Source organism: Aureimonas endophytica (assembly GCF_014642635.1).
In the GTDB taxonomy this organism is placed as follows: domain Bacteria; phylum Pseudomonadota; class Alphaproteobacteria; order Rhizobiales; family Rhizobiaceae; genus Plantimonas; species Plantimonas endophytica.
Genome location: NZ_BMIQ01000006.1, coordinates 118563 through 135680 on the forward strand (window position 1 = coordinate 118563; position 17118 = coordinate 135680).

A 17118-nucleotide genomic window follows, 5' to 3' on the forward strand; every position below is an offset into this window, starting at 1 on the left:
GCTGCTAGGCTTCCCCTTTGAGACGAGGAAGGCGGACGAATGACGGAGGACGAGCGGCCCGGACGAGGCGACGCGACGGAGCACCGGCTGCGCCAGGCCCGCCGGGCGGCGCGCATGGCGCTTGCTGTCGAGGCCCTGTGGCCGACCGTCTTCCGCCTTCTCTGCCTCGCCGCGCTCTTCCTGATCCTCGCCTGGTTCGGGATCTTCGACCGGCTCGGCCTGTTCCGCTTCGCGCTTCTCGCGCTGTTCCTCGGCGGCCTCGGCTGGATCGGCTGGCGGGCGCGCGGCCTCCGCTGGCCGGACCGCGCGGCGGCCGAAGCGCGGATCGAGGCGGCGAACGGTCTCGCCCATCGTCCGATCCGCAGCCAGAGCGACCGGGCGAGAAGCGAGGACCCCTTCGCCGCCGCCCTCTGGCGCGAGCATCAGCGGCGCCTCGCGGCACGGCTCGGCGAGCTGCGCGCCGGGCGGCCCGAAACGCGCACGGAGCGGCTCGATCCCTATGGCCTGCGCGCCGTCCTGGCGCTGCTTCTCGTCACCGCCTTCGCCTATGCCATGGGGTCCGGCGGCGGACGGATCGCCGACGCGCTGACCGCGCCCCCGCTTCCCGTCCAGATCGCCGCCCGCGTCGATGCCTGGGTGACGCCGCCCGGCTATACCGGCCGGCCGCCGCTTTATCTCACCGGCCAGAATGCCGGTTCGGGCACGATCGAGGTGCCGGCCGGCAGCGTGCTCTTCGTGCGCGTGTCCGACGGCTCCGAGGCGGCGCTGAGCTTCACGCCGGAAGGCGGCGCGCCGCGGCCGGTCGCGCCCGGCACGGGCGAGGCAGCGAAATCCGCCGGCGCCGCGACAGAGGGCACGCCCGCCGCGCCGCCGGCCGGCGCCTTCGAGCTGCCCTTGCGTGAAAGCGGCGCGGCGAAGCTCGCCACCACCTTCTCGACGCTCGGCGACTGGCGCTTCGCCGTCATCCCCGACAAGGCGCCGACCATCGCCTTCGCCGGCGAGCCGATGCGCGGGCGCAACGGCGCGCTCAACCTGACTTACAAGGCCACCGACGATTACGGCATCGTGGACGCGGAGGCCCTCGCGGCCCTTCGCGATCCGCAGGCGCCGACGGCCCATCCGCTCTTCGGGCCGCCCGGCTTCAAGCTCGCCCTGCCCCGGCGAGGCCAGGGCGAGGCCACGGCCCGTTCCTCCACCGATCTCATCGAGAATCCTTATGCCGGTGCGACCGTCACCCTGACCCTCCAGGCCAAGGACGATGCGGGCCAGACGGCGTTCTCCGAGCCGAAGACGATCGTCCTACCGGAGCGGGCCTTCCGCAATCCGCTGGCGCGGGCGGTGATCGAGCAGCGCCGCATCCTGGCGCTCGACGCCAACATGGCGCCGAAGGTGGTGGAGATGCTCGATGCCGTGACGCTGCGCGGCGAGGATTACGGCGTCGCGGCGCGCGATCAGGTGGCACTCCAGGCGGTGCGCAGCCGCATCGCCAATGCCGGCGGCAAGGACGAGATCCTCGTCTCGGCCGTCGACTTCCTGTGGCGCATCGCGCTCGGAATCGAAGACGGCAATCTGTCCGAGGCCGAGAAGCGCCTGAAGGACGCGCAGGATGCGCTGTCGGAAGCGCTGAAGAACGGCGCCTCCGACGAGGAGATCGACAAGCTGATGGCCGAGCTGCGCCAGGCGATGCAGCAATATATGCAGCAGCTGGCGGAGGAGATGAAGAACCGCCCGCCGCTCAACCAGCAGCAGCTTCAGTCCGGCAATGTGCAGGAGATCCGGCCGCAGGACCTCGACCGGATGATGGACCGCATCGAGAATCTGGCGAAGTCTGGCTCGAAGGACGCCGCCCAGCAATTGCTCGCCGAGATGCAGCAGATGCTGGAAAATCTCCAGGCCGCGCGGCCGATGGAGGGCGGCCAGCAGCAGAGCGGCCAGAACCCGATGCAGCAGCAGATGGACAAGCTGGGCGAGATGCTGCGCCGCCAGCAGGAGTTGAAGAACCGCACCTTCGATCTCGGCCGCCGCCAGATGCAGAACCAGGAGGGCATGGAGGGGGAGATGCCCCCCGGCACGGAGAACCAGCGCTCGCAGCAGCAGGGCCAGCCGGGCGGCGAGCAGCCGATGTCGCCGGAGGAACTGCAGCGCCAGCTCGGCGAATTGCAGAAGCAGCAGGGCCAGCTCCAGAAGGATCTCCAGGCCCTGCAGGAGGCCTTGAAGGAACAGGGCCTCCAGCCGGGCGAGGGCTTCGGCGAGGCCGGCAAGGCGATGGGTCAGGCGGAAGGCGCGCTCGGCCAGGGCGACGACGGCGAGGCCGTCGACCGCCAGGGCCAAGCGATGGAAGCCTTGCGCCGGGGCGCGCGCGACATGATGCAGCAGATGCAGCAGGCGATGGGCCAGGGCGAGAATCCGGGCCAGGGCCAGGGCGAAGGCCGGCAGGGCCAGATGAATGGCGGCTATGGGCGCGGCGAGCAGCGCTCCGATCGCGACCCGCTCGGCCGGCCGCGTTCGACCAACGGCCCCGATTTCGGCCAGGACACGCAGGTCCCGGACGAGATCGACACCCAGCGCGCCCGGCAGATCCTCGACGCGATCCGCCAGAGGCTCGGCGATCGGCTCTCGCCGCAGATGGAACGCGACTATTTGGAGCGCCTGCTGAAGACCCCGTAAGGCGCCGGGCCGCGAAGCTCCGGGAGGGACGGTCCCGCGGCGGGACCGGACCATCCTTTCGCGGCGGGGGTTCAGAGATAGGACAGCAACCCGCCGCCGGCCGCCGCCCCGCCGCCGTTGAAGAGACTGAGGATGGGGCTGGCGCCAGTCGTCGCGGCGCCGTTATGGACATCGTAGAGCGCCGAGAACCGCGCGATGAACTTGTCGAGCTTCTTCGGGTCCTTGAAATCCTCGAGCTTCAGCTTCCGCTCCAGAAGCGCGGTCTGCTTGTCCGTGCCGATCTGGGCGAAGCTGTCCGGCAGGCTGAGCGCCGCCATCACGACCTTCATCAGCGCCTTGTCAGCGAGGATGCCGGTGAGCGACGTCACCTCCGGCACCATGCGGCGGAAATAGAGCGCGAGACGGACGCCCTCCTGCCCGTCCTCGCTGGCCTTGGTCTCCAGCGCCTGCAACAGGAACTTGTTGTGCGTGGTGAGCTTCGCCGCCCCGCTCTGGCTGTCCGAGGTCTCGCGCGTGATCCGGCCCGCCGGATCGAAGTTGAAGGCCTGCGCGAATTTCACGTAAGTTTCGCCCTCGCCCGAATAGGCGAAGCTCTTCCTGTCGCCGAGATCGCTGGTCAGGATCTTGCGGATGTCGGTGATCGAGAGCTTCTTGTCGGCCAGACCATAGGCCTTCAGCGCATAGTTCAGCGTCTTCTTGTCGGCGAGGAAGTCGTCCAGCGAGGTCAGCGTCTGGATGGCCTCGAGATAGGCCTTGGTGTCGGTCTTGATCAGATCGAGTTGCGCCTTGTTGGGCTTCTCGCCGAAGCTCGCCTTGTATTTCGTGCCGGTCGCGGCCTGCGCCGCCGTCGATTGGACCAGGAGCGGGCTCGCCGCCTTCCCCTCTCCGTCGAAATTGAAGGCGGCGGCGAATTTGACGAAGCGTTCGTCCTTCAGCTTGTTCACGAAGCTCTTCGGATCGGAAAGATCGCTCGTCAGGACGCGGCGCACCTCGTAGAGCGTCGTCGTCTTCGGGTCGATGTCGAAGGCCTTCAGCGCATAGTTAAGAGCGTCGTGTCCCCAGGGACCGTTCGCCGCGAGGAGATCCGTCACCGAGTTGATCTTCAGCATCAGATATTTGAAGCTGCTCGTCTGCTTGGCATCCTTGGAAGTCGTGACGGCGGTGTAGTTCTTGAAATAGGCTTCCGTCAGCTGCTGTTGCTGGCTCGCCGTCTGGGCGCCACCCGCCTTCGAGTTGCCATGGGCGTCGAAGTTGAAGACGTCCCGCAAATGGGTGAACTGCTCCTTGCGGGCCGCGGTCGTCTTCGGGTCCGACATCATCCGCGTATAGGCGTTCGCGGGACCGATCGAGGGATCGCTGGACAGGATGGCCTTGAAATATTCCGGCAGTTCGAGCGAGGGATCGAAGCCGAAGGCCGTCGCGACATATTCGAAGAGGCGTTTGTCGTCGATCAGCTGATCGACGGTCATGGACTGGCCGGCCACGACCTGCGAGGTGAAATATCCGGTATTGAAGGCTGCGGCGGCCGGATTGGTATTGTTGTCGGTCGCGACGTTGTAATTATAGACGGTCTCGTTGACGAAGCTGGCGCCCTGCGCCGGCTGACCAGGGAGCAGCACGCCATTCACCATCGAGGCGAAGTTGAACTTCTGGGACAGCGTCAGCCATTTCGGATTGGTCAGAGCGGGCGTCGCCGGGAGTTGCCCCATCAGAGCCTGCTTCACGTAATCCTTCGAAACGAGCGTCGGATCGGCGCCGATCGAGGAGACGACGACGTCGAACAGGACCGAATTGTCGAGCAGTTCGTCGACGCTGCCGATCGTGCGGATCGTCGCCTGATAGTAGTTCGTCTTACGGGCTGCCTCGACGCCCTGCCGGATGCGCCGCTCGTCATAGGAATCGACCACCCGTTTCTCCTGGGTGGAGGTCTGGGCATCCTTCTTCTTGTCGTCCGACAGCACCGGAAAATTGAAGGCGGCGGCGATCGTCCGGTACTTCTTGTCGGCAAGCTTGTTGGCGAAGGAATTCGGATCGGAAATGTCGCTGAGCAGCACCTTCCGCATCATGCCCTTGGAGGCGATCTGGTCCTCCAGCCCATAAGCCTTCATCGCATAGATGTAGAGGCGCGTGTTCTTCAGGAAGTCATCGACCGACTTCACCTTGCCGATATTGGCGGCATAGTAGTCGGCGTCCTTCTTGTTGGAGCCCATGGCTTCGATGCGATGCATCGATTTCGTGATGTCGGTCGCGTAATGGCGATAGCCGAGAAGGGTCGAAACCATCCGTCCGCAGGCTCCCTGGGCAACGCCCGTTCAAGTAGCGGCGCGACGCTAGGAACTTTTGGTTGTGCGAGCCTGTGTAGGCGGCTAATCATGCCACGGCGCGAAAGGCGGCGCTCACGAAGGCTCTGCTTCTGCTCGAATTCTTCTTGCCTCGGCAACTGCCCTGCCGGAGCCTCGGGAGCGCATCGCCGGGGAAAGCCGGGCCATGCGCCGCGCGGCAGGAGAGCCGCCGCGCGCATCGTCCTTGCCTCGTTTCGGTCGGTCGTCCGGCCGATGGACGGGAATCAGGCTCGGCTCCGACCTATCGCGTCGGAACGGGCGTCTCGCCGCGATAGTCGTAGAAGCCGCGCCCCGTCTTGCGGCCAAGCCAGCCGGCCTCGACATATTTCACCAGCAGCGGACAGGGCCGGTATTTCGAATCGGACAGGCCGTCATGCAGCACCTGCATGATCGACAGGCAGGTATCGAGGCCGATGAAGTCGGCGAGTTGCAGCGGGCCCATCGGATGGTTGGCGCCGAGCTTCATCGAGGTATCGATCGATTCCACCGAGCCGACGCCCTCGTAGAGCGTATAGACTGCCTCGTTGATCATCGGCACCAGGATGCGGTTGACGATGAAGGCCGGGAAATCTTCCGACACGGTCATCACCTTGCCAAGCGTGTCGACGAAGCGCTTGGCCTCCTCGAAGGTCTCGTCATCGGTCGCGATGCCGCGCACCAGCTCGACGAGCTTCATCACCGGCACGGGATTCATGAAATGGATGCCGAGAAAGCGCTCGGGCCGGTCGGTCGCGGCGGCGAGCCGCGTGATGGAGATGGAGGAGGTGTTCGAGGCGAGAATCGCGCTCGGCTTCAGCGAGGGGCAGATCGCGCCGTAGATGCGGCGCTTCACGCCCTCGTCCTCGGTCGCCGCCTCGATCACGAGATCGGCCGGCGCCAGGGCCTCGACCTCCGTCGCGACGCGGATGCGGGCAAGCGCGGCATCCTTGTCCGCGCCGCTGAGATTGCCGGCCGCGATCTGGCGGTCAAAGGATTTGACGACCGTGGCGAGCCCCTTCTCGGTCCGGTCGGCCGAGAGATCGTAGAGCACCACGTCATAGCCGCCGAGCGCCGCCGCATAGGCGATGCCCGAGCCCATTTGGCCTGCCCCCACCACGCCGACCGTCGCGATCCCTGTCGTCATTCTTCCGCTTCCAAGCAGACGGGCCGTTCGAGTGGCGCCCGGCCTGTTTTCGAACGGATCGCGGCCCGGAGTCAAACCGGTTGGAAGACGTCCAGAAAACCGGTCCGCTCAGCGGCTGGCGCCGGGAACCCAAAGCACGTCGGCGCGGCCCTCGTCATTGGCGATCCGGGCGGCGACGAAGAGATGGTCCGACAGGCGATTGATGTAACGCAGCGCCGGGCCGGAGACCGTCTCCCCCGGCTCGCGCGACAGCGCCACCATCAGCCGCTCGGCGCGGCGCGCGACGGTGCGGGCCAGATGGAGATGGGCCGCCGCCGCATAGCCCGCCGGCAGGACGAAGCTCTTCAAGGGCTGGAGCCGCGCATTCATGCCGTCGATCTCCGCCTCCAGGCGCTGGACTTGCGCTTCGGTCACGGCGAGGCGCTCGTAGCCGAGCGGCTCGCCGGTCTCGGGCGTCGCGAGATCGGCGCCGAGATCGAAGAGATCGTTCTGGATGCGCGCCAGCATGGCGTCCGCCTCGCCCGAGACGGCCAGCCGGGCGAGGCCCAGCGTCGCGTTCGTCTCATCCACCGTGCCGATCGCCTCGACGCGCAGGTCCGATTTCAGCCGGCGCGGCCCGGCGGCGAGGCCCGTCGTGCCGTCGTCGCCGGTCTTGGTATAGATGCGGTTGAGCTTCACCATGGCGCGATCTTTCTCACGAGCCGCGCGAACGCGCATAGAGCAGCGCGATCACGATCACCAGAATGGCGAGGCCCTGGAGCATCACGCGGGCGCGCATCAGGCGCTGCGAGGCATTGCCGGGCCCGCTGCGCATCATGTTGACGAGGCCGGCCAGAAGCACGGCGAGCACCGCCACCATCAGGGCCAGCGCCAGGAAGGACAGGAAACCGGACATCGCGACGCCTCGTTGCGGGCGGGACGTTAGAAAGATCCGCCGGCGAAAGCGAGGCCGATCTTCAGGCGCGGACAGGCGATTCCGCCGGCCTGCGGCGCCGGGTCGCGGCGGCGACGCCGAGCCCGGACAGGCAGAGGCCGAGAAGCTGGATGGGCAGCAGCCGCTCGCCGAAGAGCAGGAAGGCCATCACCGCCGTGGTGCCGGGCACGAGATAGAGGAGTGAGGTCACCCTGGAGACCGCGCCTTCGCGAATCATGTAGAGCAGGATGAAGATCGCGCCGATCGACAGGACCAGCACGAGCCAGACGAGCGCGAAGACGAATTCCGGCGTCCAGTCGATCCGGCCCTCCTCGAAGAGGAGCGCGAAGAGCCCGGCCGGCACGAGCGCGCCGAGATATTGCAGCGTGGTGCCGGTGACGAGATCGACGCCCGCGACATGGCGCTTCTGCCAGATCGTGCCGAGAGAGATCGCCGCCATGCCGCCGAAGGCCGCGAGGAGCGCCGGCGCGCCGAAGCCGGAGGCGCCGGCGAGTCGCGGCTCGATCACCAGCACCGTGCCGAGAAGGCCGAGCAGGAGTCCGAACCATTGCCGGGGCGCCACCGTCTCGCCCAGCATGCCGCCGGCGAGAAAGGCGGTGAGCAAGGGCTGGAGCCCGGCGATCAGCGCCGCGATGCCGGCCGGCAGCCCGTGCCGGACGGCGGAGAAGACGCCGCCGAGATAGAGCCCGTGGATCAGCGCCCCGACGAAAGCGGCATGCAGCGCCGGGCCGCGCGCCGGCCAGCGCGCCCGGCGGGCCAGCGCGAAGGGCGCGAGCAGGAGAAGCGCCAGGAAGAAGCGCAGCGCCAGGAAGGTGAAGGGCTCCGAATGCGGCATCGCATAGCGCGCGCCGATGAAGCCGGTCGACCAGAGGAGCACGAACAGGGCGGGAATGACGGAAAGAAGGCGCGGCATGGCCTGCCTATAGGGCCTGGCGCCGCCCGCTCAAAGGCCGACCATGCGGCGAATGTCCTCGGCTGTCAGGCCGGCGGCGCGAAAGGCGGCGAGCGCGGTGTCGCCGGCGCTCTTCGACAGCTTGCGCCCGTCCGCGCCCAGCACCAGATCGTGGTGGCGATAGCGCGGCACGGGCAGCCCCAGCAGCGCCTGGAGCACCCGATGCACCGAAGTGGAGGGAAGAAGATCGCGGCCGCGCACCACGTCGGTGATCCCTTGCAGGGCGTCGTCCACCGTGACGGAGAGGTGGTAGCTCGTCGGCACGTCCTTGCGCGCCAGCACCACATCGCCCCAGAGCGCCGGCTCGGCCTCGACCTCCATGCCGGATTCGACGAAGGACAGAGGGCCGAGCCGCGCCAGCGCCGCCGCCATGTCGAGCCGCCAGGCGAAGGGCTCGCCCGCCGCGATCCGCTGCCGGCGCTCGTCCTCCGGGAGACGCCGGTCGAGGCCTGGATAGAGCGGCGCGCCGTCCGGGTCGCGCGGCCAGGGCCGGCCCTCCTCGTCCTCGAATCGGGCGGCGAAGGCCTTCACCGCGCCGCGCGTCATGAAGGCCGGATAGGCGAGCCCCTCCCCGGCCAGCGCTTCGAGCGCCGCCGCGTAGTCGGCGAAATGCTCCGACTGGCGGCGGGGCACGCCGTCCCAGTCGAGACCGAGAAAGCGGAGATCGGCCTCGATCCCCCGCTCGAATTCCGCCCGGCAGCGTTCGCGGTCGATATCCTCGAAGCGCAGGAGAAAGCGCCCGCCGGCCTCGCGCGCCAGGCGATGGTTGATGAGGGCGGAACGCGCATGGCCGAGGTGGAGTTCGCCATTCGGGCTCGGCGCGAATCGAAAAACGGGTTGCATCACCTTCAGGGAAGCGCCCAACCCGGCGCGGACGCAAGCGGGACGACGATGAGGAGCATGACGGCATGATCGCGACGGAGGCGGATATCGCCCGGGGCCTCGAGGCCCTGCTCGAACTCGATCCGCGCCTGACGAAAGTTGTGGAGATCGCGGGCGAGGTTCCGCTGCGCCGATCGACGCCCGGGCTCGTCGGGCTGGTGGCGACGGTGATCGGCCAGCAGGTCTCGACGGCGAGCGCGCGGGCGATTCTCGGCCGCTTCGCCGCGCTCGTCGACCTTCGGGACCCGCGGGCGATTCTCGCGGCGGATGACGCGACCTTCCGCGCCGCCGGCCTGTCGCGCGGCAAGGAGCGCACCGTGATCGCGATCGCGGAAGCCGTGCGCGACGGCCGGCTGGACCTCGCGCGGATCGACGGGGCGGCGCCGGCGGAGGCGGTGGGCGAGCTGAAAAGCCTCCATGGCATCGGGGTCTGGACGGCGGAGTGCTATCTTCTCTTCGCCGCCGGCCACCCGGACATCTTCCCGGCCGGCGATCTCGCCCTGCAGGTGGCGGTCGGCCATGCCTTCGATCTCGCCGGCCGGCCGAAGGAAAAGGCGGTGGCGGAGATGGCGGAGGCCTGGAGCCCGCATCGCTCCGTCGCGGCCCGGCTGTTCTGGAAATACTATCACGAGGTTACGCGGCGCGACGCGGCGCCGGCCGAAATCGCGGCCGACAGGACCCGCCTCGCCGCCGAGGCGGCCCTGCCGAAGAAAGCCGACGAGGCTTCACAAAGGCGACATGATAGGACACCATAGATTCCAGACAGTTGATGGGTGGTGTTCGGTAGAGGAGTCGGGGCCTTGACGATCGCAGTGGCACAACAACTTCAGCCGGCCCTGGTCCTCAACGCGGACTTCCGACCGCTCAGCTATTATCCGCTCTCCCTCTGGAGCTGGCAGGACGCGATCAAGGCCGTGTTCCTCGACCGCGTGAACATCCTCGCGGAATACGACCAGTCGGTGCGCAGCCCGAATTTCACGATGCGCGTGCCCTCGGTGGTCTGCCTGAAGGCCTATGTGAAGCCGCCGCGCCACCCGGCCTTCACCCGCTTCAACGTGTTCTTGCGCGATCGCTTCGAATGCCAGTATTGCGGCTCGCCGCACGAACTGACCTTCGATCACGTCATTCCGCGTTCGCGCGGCGGTCTCACCACCTGGGACAATGTCGTCGCCGCCTGTTCCTCCTGCAATCTGAAGAAGGGCGGGATGATGCCGGAGGTCGCCGGCATGGTGCCGCATCAGAAACCCTATCAGCCGACGGTGCACGACCTCCACAATAACGGCCGGCTCTTCCCGCCGAACTACCTGCACGAGAGCTGGCTCGACTATCTCTACTGGGATTCTGAGCTCGATCCCGAATAGGCCCGGTCAGGCTTGGCGACGGCCGGGCTTCGACGCCGCGCCGAGGGCGATCGCCGCCAGGATAGCGGAGGCGACGGCGTTCCAGCCGGCGAAGGAAAGGCCGAGAAAGCGTCCGGCCGCCGTGTCGCAGGCGGGCGGATGCACGGCGTCGATGGACGAGAGGAGATCGCCGGTGAGATCGGCGCCGCCGGCCACGGCGCAATCGGTCGGCCCCGCCCACCAGTGCCATTCGACGCCGGCATGGAAGACGCCGAGATAGAGGCTCCACAGCATCACGAGGCCGATCAGGGCGAGAAGCGCCCGCACCAAGCCGTTCGGCGCGCCGCGATGGGCGAGCGCGAATGTGGCGGCGGCGAGCGGGATGGCGATGTAATAGGGCAGCCGCTCCTTAAGGCAGAGGGCGCAGGGGATGTAGCCGAAGCCGTGCTGGAAGACGAGCGCGCCGCCGACGGTGACAGTGGCGCCGAGGAACAGGAGGGCGGCGGCGAGCGCCTGATGGCGGGACGCCTGCCCCAGGACAATCTTCGCTGCGGTCATCGTCGTTCTTCGGTTGGCGCGAATGCGGCCCTGCCTAGCCGATCGCGAAGCGGAGCGGAAGCCGGCCCGGCCGCGCCCCGATCCTTCGCACTGGACAGGCAAGGCCCGATCATGGCATCTGCGCATCGAGGATCGGGAGACCCGTGGCGTGCCCATGGCTCTCCGTCCCTCCAGGCGGGCGTGGCGGAACTGGTAGACGCGCCGGACTCAAAATCCGGTTCTGGTGACAGAGTGTCGGTTCGATTCCGACCGCCCGCACCATGCTTTTCGCCTCTCCACCATCCCCGATGACAAAGCGCTCAGCCGGCGAAGCCGCCGTCGTCCAGGAACCGGCGTTCTTCGGGCGTCGTCTCGCGGCCGAGGATCGGATTGCGGTGCGGGAAGCGGCCGAAGCGCTGGACGATGTCGCGATGCTCGATCGCGAAGGGCAGATTGTCCGGCCCGATCCGCTCCATCCAGGCGACGCAGTCCTCCTGATCCGCGAGATCCTCCGAATGCATCAGCGGCAGGGCCAGGAACTGGTTGAGATCCCTGTCCAGCCGCTCGGCATCGCCGCGCGAGAGCGCCATGCGCGCGACCGCAAGCGCCTGCCCGTCCGTCGCGAAGGCCTGCGGCGTGCCGCGATGGAGATTGCGCGGGAACTGGTCGAAGACGAGCACGAGCGCCAGCGCGCCCTCCGGCGTCGCGGCCCAGCCGTCCAGTTCGCCGCGCGCGGCCGCCGCATGGAGCTCGGCGAAGCGCTCGCGGATCGCCGCGTCGAAGTCCGGATCGGCCTTGAACCAGCGGTCCGGTCCGGCCTCGCGCCAGAAGGCGATCACGGCTTGCGGATCGGCGGGCAGAGCGGGCATGGCTTCCTCCATGAAGCGCTTCGTCGGCCTCGCAGATAAGACAGGGACGTGCCATGACCAAGGCTGAGGACGGCGCGGCGATGCTCGACCTTCGCGGCCTGCGCTGTCCGCTGCCCGTCCTGCGGACGGAGAAGGCGCTGAAGGCGGCGCCGGCCGGGACGACGCTGGTGGTGCTGGCCGACGATCCGCTCGCCGGCCTCGACATTCCCCATCTCTGCCGGGAGAAGGGCTACGAGCTGCTCGCCGCCGAGGCCCGAGACAGCCATCGGCGCTTCACCCTGCGCAAGGGCGCCTGAGGATCAGCGGGCGCGAAAGCCGGGAATGGCGAGCGGATTGTCGGTGAGCGCCGTCTGGTCGGGCGCGTCGAGCCGCGCCTCGCCGGCGAAGGCGCCGAAGAGATCGCGCAGATAGGTGGTGTCGAGCCCGTCCCCGATCACCACGAGCCGCGTCGAGGGCTCAAGATCGGCCGGCCAGGCGGCGAGCCGCGCCGGGGGATGGAGATAGCCGCGCACGCCGTGGAGGACCAGCGGCTGGTTCGGATGCTCCCGCGTCCGGACGATCGCCTTGAGGCGCAGGAGCCGTTCGCCCTGGGTAGCGGCGAGAATGTCCAGGAATTCGAAGATGGCGGCCTCCGGAAGCGGCGCCCGGTGCTCGATCGCGACGGAGGCGATGCCGTCCGGCCCGTGCCGATGGGCATGCCCGTGATGGGTATGATGATCATGATGATGGTGGTGCCCGTCGCCGCAGGCGGCGTGATCCTCGGCCTCCTCCGCCTGCAGCCAGCGCCGCACATCCGCCCGGCGCGTTTCGGGATCGTAGAGACCGCAATCGAGCAGCACCTCCGCGCCCGCCTCGCCCTGTCCGGCATCGACCATCCGGCTGCGCGGATTGAGCACCCGCAGCGCCCGGCGCAGCCCGTCCGTCGCCTCGGCCGAGGCGATGTCGGTCTTGGTGAGGACCAGCCGGTCGGCGATGGCGGCCTGCCGGCGCGCCTCGACATGGGCCTTCAGATTGGCGGCGCCGTTGAGCGCGTCGACCACGGTGACGACGCCGTCCAGCGCATAGGCCTGGACCAGCGCCGGGTGGCCCATCAGCATCGCGAGGATCGGCGCCGGTTCGGCGAGACCCGTCGTCTCGATCACCACGCGGCGCAGCGGCGCCAGCCTGCCGGTCTGGATGCGATCCACGAGATCGGCGAGCGTATCGGCGAGATCGCCCCGGACGGTGCAGCAGAGACAGCCGCCAGACAGTTCGATCAGCCCGTCCTTGGCCGTCTCGACCAGGAGATGGTCGATGCCGATCTCGCCGAACTCGTTGACGATCACCGCCGTGCCGGCCGCCGCCGGATCGGCGAGCAGGCGGTTGAGCAGCGTCGTCTTGCCGGCGCCGAGAAAGCCGGTCAGCACCGAGACGCGGATCGGCGCCGTCAGGATTGGGGATGCCATGGTCTCTGTCCGGTCAGTTGACGTCGCCGCCCTCGCCCGCCGGCTCGGGCGCGGGCACCGGCGCGGCCGAGGCGCGCGACGCCTCGTCGGCGCGGTCGATATCGGAGGACGCGCCGGGCGGCAACGGCGTCTGCGGATCGGCCGGCACTTCCGGCACGGCCGGGTCCGGCCGCGCGGTCGGGATGGGAATGCCATAGGCGGCGATCAGCGTCGCGCCGGGCGGGATGTCCGCCGTGCCGGCGGCGCCGCCGAGGGCGAGCGGCACGACGGAGGGCGGGCGCGCCATCTCGTGGAGGAAAGGCGAGCCGGAATTGTGCTCGGGGCGCTTGGCCTCCGCCTGGCGCTCGACGGCGCGCTCCTTCTGCCCTTCCGCCGAGCAGATCTCGCGCGAGATGTCGGCGGGCGCGCCACCGCCCTCCGGCAGAGCCGTCACCAGCGTCTGGCTCGCCGCCGGATCGGTGCGGAAGCCGGCCTCCAGGAGATCGGCGATGATCCGGTCGCGGACGATCGGCCCGCTGGCGCCGAGAAGCACGGCGACGAGCGTCCGGCCGTTGCGCGTCGCCGAGCCGACGAGATTGAAGCCGGAGGCGCAGATATAGCCGGTCTTCATGCCGTCCGCGCCGTCATAGCGGCCGAGCAGCGGATTGGTGTTGCGGATGGTCGTCGTGCCGGTCGAGATCGCCTCGGTGCCGAAGAGATCGGTGAAGGCGGGAAATTCGGTGCGGATCCTCGCCGCGAGGATCGCGAGATCCTTGGCGCTCGAATGCTGGCCCTCGCCCGGCAGGCCGTTCGGATTGACGAAATGCGTGTCGCGCATGCCGAGCGCGGCCGCCGCCTCGTTCATCCGGCCGACGAAGGCCTCGACCGAGCCGTCGCCGAGCGCCGTCGCGATGGCGACCGCGACGTCGTTGGCCGACTTCACCAGCATCATGCGCAGCGCCACGTCGAGGCGCATCACCGAGCCCGGGGGAAAGCCCATCTTCGAGGGCGCCTGCCCGGCGGCGAAGCGCGTGATCACCACGGGCGTGTCCAGCGAGGCGGCCTTGGTCTCCAGCGCCTTCAGCGCGACATAGGCGGTCATCAGCTTGGTGGTGGAGGCCGGATACCAGCGTTGCGAGGCGGCGCTTTCCGACAGGACCTTGCCCGTCGCCACGTCGACCACGATGGAGGTCATCGCGGCGGCCGGCGCGGCCGCGAACAGACAGGCGGCGATCGCGAGGCTTGATGCTGCCCTCTTGCCGATCCTCACGGGCGATGCTTCCTTATCCTGGCGGTCCGCCGGCGGGGGCGGGCATAAATACGTTGAACGAGGCTTGCGCGATTATCTCGCCTCTGTGACCTTGCCATGGCAAGCGGCGGGTGCGCGCCGATCATGGATATTTGGTGATTTCGTGAACGAGGCGATGCTGTCCGGTTCGGGCGATGCGCAGGAATGGGAAGAGGTCGCGGCCTGGCGCCGCCATCTCCACGAGCGGCCGGAGCTGCAATACGACACGCACGAGACCGCCGCCTTCGTCGCGGCGCGCCTCGCCGAATTCGGCTGCGACAGCGTCGAGACCGGCATCGGGCGCACCGGCGTCGTCGCGGTCGTCGAGGGCCGGCGGGGCACGGGCCGCACCGTGGCGCTGCGCGCCGACATGGACGCCCTGCCGATCGAGGAGGAGACGGGCCTCGCCCATGCCTCGCGCCATCCCGGCCGCATGCATGCCTGCGGCCATGACGGGCATATGGCGATGCTGCTCGGCGCGGCGCGGCGCCTCGCCCGCGCGCGCGATTTCGCCGGGCGGATCGCCTTCGTCTTCCAGCCGGCAGAGGAAGGCGGCGCCGGGGCCAAGGCCATGCTCGACGACGGGCTGGTGCCGCGCTTCGGCATCGAGGAATTCTACGGCATGCACAACATGCCGGGCCTCGAGGTCGGCGGCTTCGCCACCTGTCCCGGCCCGATCATGGCTTCGACCGACGAGTTCTCGGTGACGATTCGCGGGCGCGGCGGCCATGCGGCGATCCCGCAGCTGGCGATCGATCCGGTGCTCACCGGCGCGGCGCTCGTCCAGGCGATGCAGCAGATCGTCTCGCGCAGCGCCGATCCGCTCGACGCCCTCGTCGTCTCCGTCACCAAGTTCCATGCCGGCTCGGCGCATAACGTCATTCCCGAGACGGCCGAGCTCGGCGGCACGGTCCGCACGCTGGAAGAGGCGACGCGCCGCCTCGCCGAGCGGCGCATCCGCGAGATCGCCGCCGGGGTCGCCGCCGCCTATGGCGCGGAAGCCTGCGTCATCTACAACCGCAACTATCCGGTGACGCGCAACGACGCCGCCAAGGCACGCTTCTGCGCCGGGGTGGCGGAACGGGTGGCGGGCGAAGCGGGCGTCGACCCGAATGTCCGGCCGCTGATGGGCGGCGAGGACTTCTCCTACATGCTGGAAGCGCGGCCGGGCGCCTTCGTCTTCCTCGGCAACGGCGCCAGCGCGAGCCTTCATCATCCGCGCTACGACTTCAACGACGCGGCGATCCCCTATGGCATCGCCTATTGGCAGGCGCTCGCCGCGGAGGCGCTCGGCGTCGATTCCGCTCCCTTGCGCGTCGCCTGAGGGCCGTTGGCTGGATAAGCGTGCCGCCGGTCGCATCCGGCGGCGCCCTCCCCTATCTTCCCGGCGCCCCAGCGGAGTCCTGCCCGATGCGCCTTGCCCTCGCCCTTCTTCTGTCGGTGCTGACCGCCGGCGCGGCGCTCGGCGCCGACAGCGGCAAGACCGATCGGCGTCCGGCGAGTTCGGCCGCCACGGCCCCGTCCGAGGCGGAGGCGGATGGCGCGGTCGCGGCCGGCCCCTTTGGCGGCGAGCTCCAAGGCTTCGACTATCCCTTTCCGGTGAAGGATTTCGCCTTCGCCTCGCAGGGGCTCGACCTGCACATGGCCTATCTCGACGTGCTGCCGAGCGGCAAGCCGAACGGCCAGACGGCGGTTCTCCTCCATGGCAAGAACTTCTGCGCCGCGACCTGGGAAGCGGCGATCGGGGCGCTCAGCAAGGCGGGCTTCCGCGTCGTCGCGCCGGACCAGATCGGCTTCTGCAAATCGACCAAGCCGAAGGGCTACCAGTTCTCCTTCAACCAGCTGGCGCTCAACACGCATCAACTTCTCGAAAGCCTGGGCATCCGGCGGGCCAGCGTGATCGGCCATTCGATGGGCGGCATGCTGGCGGCGCGCTTCGCCCTCGCCTTTCCCGAGACCGTCGACCGGCTGGTGCTCGTCAATCCGCTGGGGCTGGAGGACTGGCAGGCCAAGGGCGTGCCCTATCAGCCGATCGACGCGGCCTATGCGGAGGAACTGAAGACCGGCGCCGATTCGATCCGCGCCTATCAGCGGAAGTTCTATTACGGCGGCAATTGGAAACCGGCCTATGACCGCTGGGTGGCGATGCTCGCCGGCCTTTATGCCGGACCGGACCGCGAGGCCGTCGCCTGGAACCAGGCCCAGACCTCGGACATGATCTTCACGCAGCCGGTGGTGCGGGAATTCTCGCGGATCGAGGTGCCGACGACGCTTCTGATCGGCCAGCTCGACCGCACGGCGCCCGGCGCCGCCCGCGCGCCGCAGGAGATCGCCGCGATGCTCGGCGACTATCCGAAGCTCGGCAAGGCCGCGGCGGCGCTCATTCCGGGCGCCAAACTGGTCGAATTTCCCGATCTCGGCCACGCGCCGCAGATCCAGGCGCCCGAGAAGTTCGACGCCGCCCTGCTGAAGGCCTTGGGCACGAGGGGCGAGTAGACCGGGCCGGTTCGAAAGACATGCGGCGATCGAGGCGCGAAACCTCGATCGGCGCGGCCGTGGAACGGATGGACCTCGCTGTCGCTCGCCACCCCCCTCTGCCTGCCGGCATCTCCCCCTCAAGGGGGGAGATCGAAGCTTCGAGGTTTCGCAATTCCTGCATCCGAAGCGATGTCGGACACCACCGTCCGCGCTTAGCCTGATCTTCCCCCTTGAGGGGGAGATGCCGGCAGGCGGAGGGGGGTGCGAAGGCGCAAGCCTTCG

At 68.7% G+C, this 17118-nt stretch carries 16 protein-coding genes and 1 tRNA gene; 7 read left to right on the forward strand and 10 right to left on the reverse strand.

From position 1 onward, the window contains the following. Window positions 1-39 precede the first annotated feature (39 nt). On the forward strand, window positions 40-2667 hold the full coding sequence (locus IEY14_RS18145) for a TIGR02302 family protein (protein ID WP_188911024.1): 2628 nt from the start codon (window positions 40-42) through the stop codon (window positions 2665-2667). Between the two features lie 71 nt (window positions 2668-2738). On the opposite strand, the gene IEY14_RS18150 is transcribed toward IEY14_RS18145, so the two are convergent. The 6 genes from IEY14_RS18150 to gluQRS all read right to left on the reverse strand — a co-directional run bounded on the left by IEY14_RS18150 (window position 2739) and on the right by gluQRS (window position 8861). Continuing rightward, complete coding sequence (locus IEY14_RS18150; protein ID WP_188911026.1) at window positions 2739-4949, reverse strand: DUF1217 domain-containing protein; 2211 nt, start codon at window positions 4947-4949, stop codon at window positions 2739-2741. 301 nt (window positions 4950-5250) lie between these two features. Beyond that, complete coding sequence (locus IEY14_RS18155) at window positions 5251-6132, reverse strand: 3-hydroxybutyryl-CoA dehydrogenase (protein ID WP_188911028.1); 882 nt, start codon at window positions 6130-6132, stop codon at window positions 5251-5253. Window positions 6133-6240: 108 nt separating this feature from the next. Next, the gene (locus IEY14_RS18160; protein ID WP_188911030.1) at window positions 6241-6813 is read right to left on the reverse strand and encodes a cob(I)yrinic acid a,c-diamide adenosyltransferase; all 573 of its coding nucleotides are present in this window, start codon (window positions 6811-6813) and stop codon (window positions 6241-6243) included. 13 nt (window positions 6814-6826) lie between these two features. Further along, window positions 6827-7027, reverse strand: coding sequence for a twin transmembrane helix small protein (locus IEY14_RS18165; RefSeq protein ID WP_188911032.1), 201 nt, complete (start codon window positions 7025-7027; stop codon window positions 6827-6829). A 61-nt stretch (window positions 7028-7088) separates the two neighbouring features. Then, a complete protein-coding gene (locus tag IEY14_RS18170) occupies window positions 7089-7979 on the reverse strand; it encodes a DMT family transporter (RefSeq protein WP_188911033.1) in 891 nt (296 codons plus the stop codon). A 30-nt stretch (window positions 7980-8009) separates the two neighbouring features. Then, the gene (gluQRS, locus tag IEY14_RS18175) at window positions 8010-8861 is read right to left on the reverse strand and encodes a tRNA glutamyl-Q(34) synthetase GluQRS (protein WP_188911419.1); all 852 of its coding nucleotides are present in this window, start codon (window positions 8859-8861) and stop codon (window positions 8010-8012) included. Between the two features lie 65 nt (window positions 8862-8926). Here gluQRS and IEY14_RS18180 point away from each other — a divergent pair, with 65 nt between their 5' ends. Next, on the forward strand, window positions 8927-9655 hold the full coding sequence (locus IEY14_RS18180; protein ID WP_188911035.1) for a DNA-3-methyladenine glycosylase family protein: 729 nt from the start codon (window positions 8927-8929) through the stop codon (window positions 9653-9655). 45 nt (window positions 9656-9700) lie between these two features. Further along, complete coding sequence (locus tag IEY14_RS18185) at window positions 9701-10261, forward strand: HNH endonuclease (protein WP_188911037.1); 561 nt, start codon at window positions 9701-9703, stop codon at window positions 10259-10261. A 6-nt stretch (window positions 10262-10267) separates the two neighbouring features. Here the strand turns inward: IEY14_RS18185 and IEY14_RS18190 are convergent, their stop codons facing one another. Then, window positions 10268-10798, reverse strand: a complete 531-nt coding sequence (locus IEY14_RS18190; protein ID WP_188911039.1) for a disulfide bond formation protein B — start codon at window positions 10796-10798, stop codon at window positions 10268-10270. A 174-nt stretch (window positions 10799-10972) separates the two neighbouring features. Here IEY14_RS18190 and IEY14_RS18195 point away from each other — a divergent pair. Further along, a tRNA-Leu gene (locus IEY14_RS18195) sits at window positions 10973-11059 on the forward strand. Window positions 11060-11097: 38 nt separating this feature from the next. Here IEY14_RS18195 and IEY14_RS18200 read toward each other — a convergent pair. Beyond that, window positions 11098-11646: a DUF924 family protein gene (locus IEY14_RS18200; protein WP_188911040.1), complete on the reverse strand. Its 549-nt coding sequence runs from the start codon at window positions 11644-11646 to the stop codon at window positions 11098-11100. Window positions 11647-11699: 53 nt separating this feature from the next. Here IEY14_RS18200 and IEY14_RS18205 point away from each other — a divergent pair, with 53 nt between their 5' ends. Further along, window positions 11700-11942, forward strand: a complete 243-nt coding sequence (locus tag IEY14_RS18205) for a sulfurtransferase TusA family protein (RefSeq protein ID WP_188911043.1) — start codon at window positions 11700-11702, stop codon at window positions 11940-11942. 3 nt (window positions 11943-11945) lie between these two features. Here the strand turns inward: IEY14_RS18205 and IEY14_RS18210 are convergent, their stop codons facing one another. Then, window positions 11946-13076: a CobW family GTP-binding protein gene (locus IEY14_RS18210; RefSeq protein ID WP_188911421.1), complete on the reverse strand. Its 1131-nt coding sequence runs from the start codon at window positions 13074-13076 to the stop codon at window positions 11946-11948. A gap of 28 nt (window positions 13077-13104) precedes the next feature. Next, a complete protein-coding gene (locus IEY14_RS18215) occupies window positions 13105-14340 on the reverse strand; it encodes a D-alanyl-D-alanine carboxypeptidase family protein (protein ID WP_244639567.1) in 1236 nt (411 codons plus the stop codon). A gap of 154 nt (window positions 14341-14494) precedes the next feature. Between IEY14_RS18215 and IEY14_RS18220 the strand changes: the two genes are divergently transcribed. After that, window positions 14495-15682, forward strand: a complete 1188-nt coding sequence (locus tag IEY14_RS18220; protein WP_188911424.1) for a M20 aminoacylase family protein — start codon at window positions 14495-14497, stop codon at window positions 15680-15682. 86 nt (window positions 15683-15768) lie between these two features. Beyond that, entirely contained in the window at window positions 15769-16854 is a 1086-nt protein-coding gene (locus tag IEY14_RS18225; protein ID WP_188911045.1) for an alpha/beta fold hydrolase, read from the forward strand. The last annotated feature ends 264 nt before the right edge of the window (window positions 16855-17118 follow it).

Bases quoted from the DNA above. Each gene is read 5' to 3' on its own strand.
- IEY14_RS18145 (WP_188911024.1), top strand. From the start codon at position 40: ATGACGGAGGACGAGCGGCCCGGACGAGGCGACGCGACGGAGCACCGG.
- IEY14_RS18150 (WP_188911026.1), bottom strand. From the start codon at position 4,949: ATGGTTTCGACCCTTCTCGGCTATCGCCATTACGCGACCGACATCACG.
- IEY14_RS18155 (WP_188911028.1), bottom strand. From the start codon at position 6,132: ATGACGACAGGGATCGCGACGGTCGGCGTGGTGGGGGCAGGCCAAATG.
- IEY14_RS18160 (WP_188911030.1), bottom strand. From the start codon at position 6,813: ATGGTGAAGCTCAACCGCATCTATACCAAGACCGGCGACGACGGCACG.
- IEY14_RS18165 (WP_188911032.1), bottom strand. From the start codon at position 7,027: ATGTCCGGTTTCCTGTCCTTCCTGGCGCTGGCCCTGATGGTGGCGGTG.
- IEY14_RS18170 (WP_188911033.1), bottom strand. From the start codon at position 7,979: ATGCCGCGCCTTCTTTCCGTCATTCCCGCCCTGTTCGTGCTCCTCTGG.
- gluQRS (WP_188911419.1), bottom strand. From the start codon at position 8,861: ATGCAACCCGTTTTTCGATTCGCGCCGAGCCCGAATGGCGAACTCCAC.
- IEY14_RS18180 (WP_188911035.1), top strand. From the start codon at position 8,927: ATGATCGCGACGGAGGCGGATATCGCCCGGGGCCTCGAGGCCCTGCTC.
- IEY14_RS18190 (WP_188911039.1), bottom strand. From the start codon at position 10,798: ATGACCGCAGCGAAGATTGTCCTGGGGCAGGCGTCCCGCCATCAGGCG.
- IEY14_RS18200 (WP_188911040.1), bottom strand. From the start codon at position 11,646: ATGCCCGCTCTGCCCGCCGATCCGCAAGCCGTGATCGCCTTCTGGCGC.
- IEY14_RS18205 (WP_188911043.1), top strand. From the start codon at position 11,700: ATGACCAAGGCTGAGGACGGCGCGGCGATGCTCGACCTTCGCGGCCTG.
- IEY14_RS18220 (WP_188911424.1), top strand. From the start codon at position 14,495: ATGCTGTCCGGTTCGGGCGATGCGCAGGAATGGGAAGAGGTCGCGGCC.
- IEY14_RS18225 (WP_188911045.1), top strand. From the start codon at position 15,769: ATGCGCCTTGCCCTCGCCCTTCTTCTGTCGGTGCTGACCGCCGGCGCG.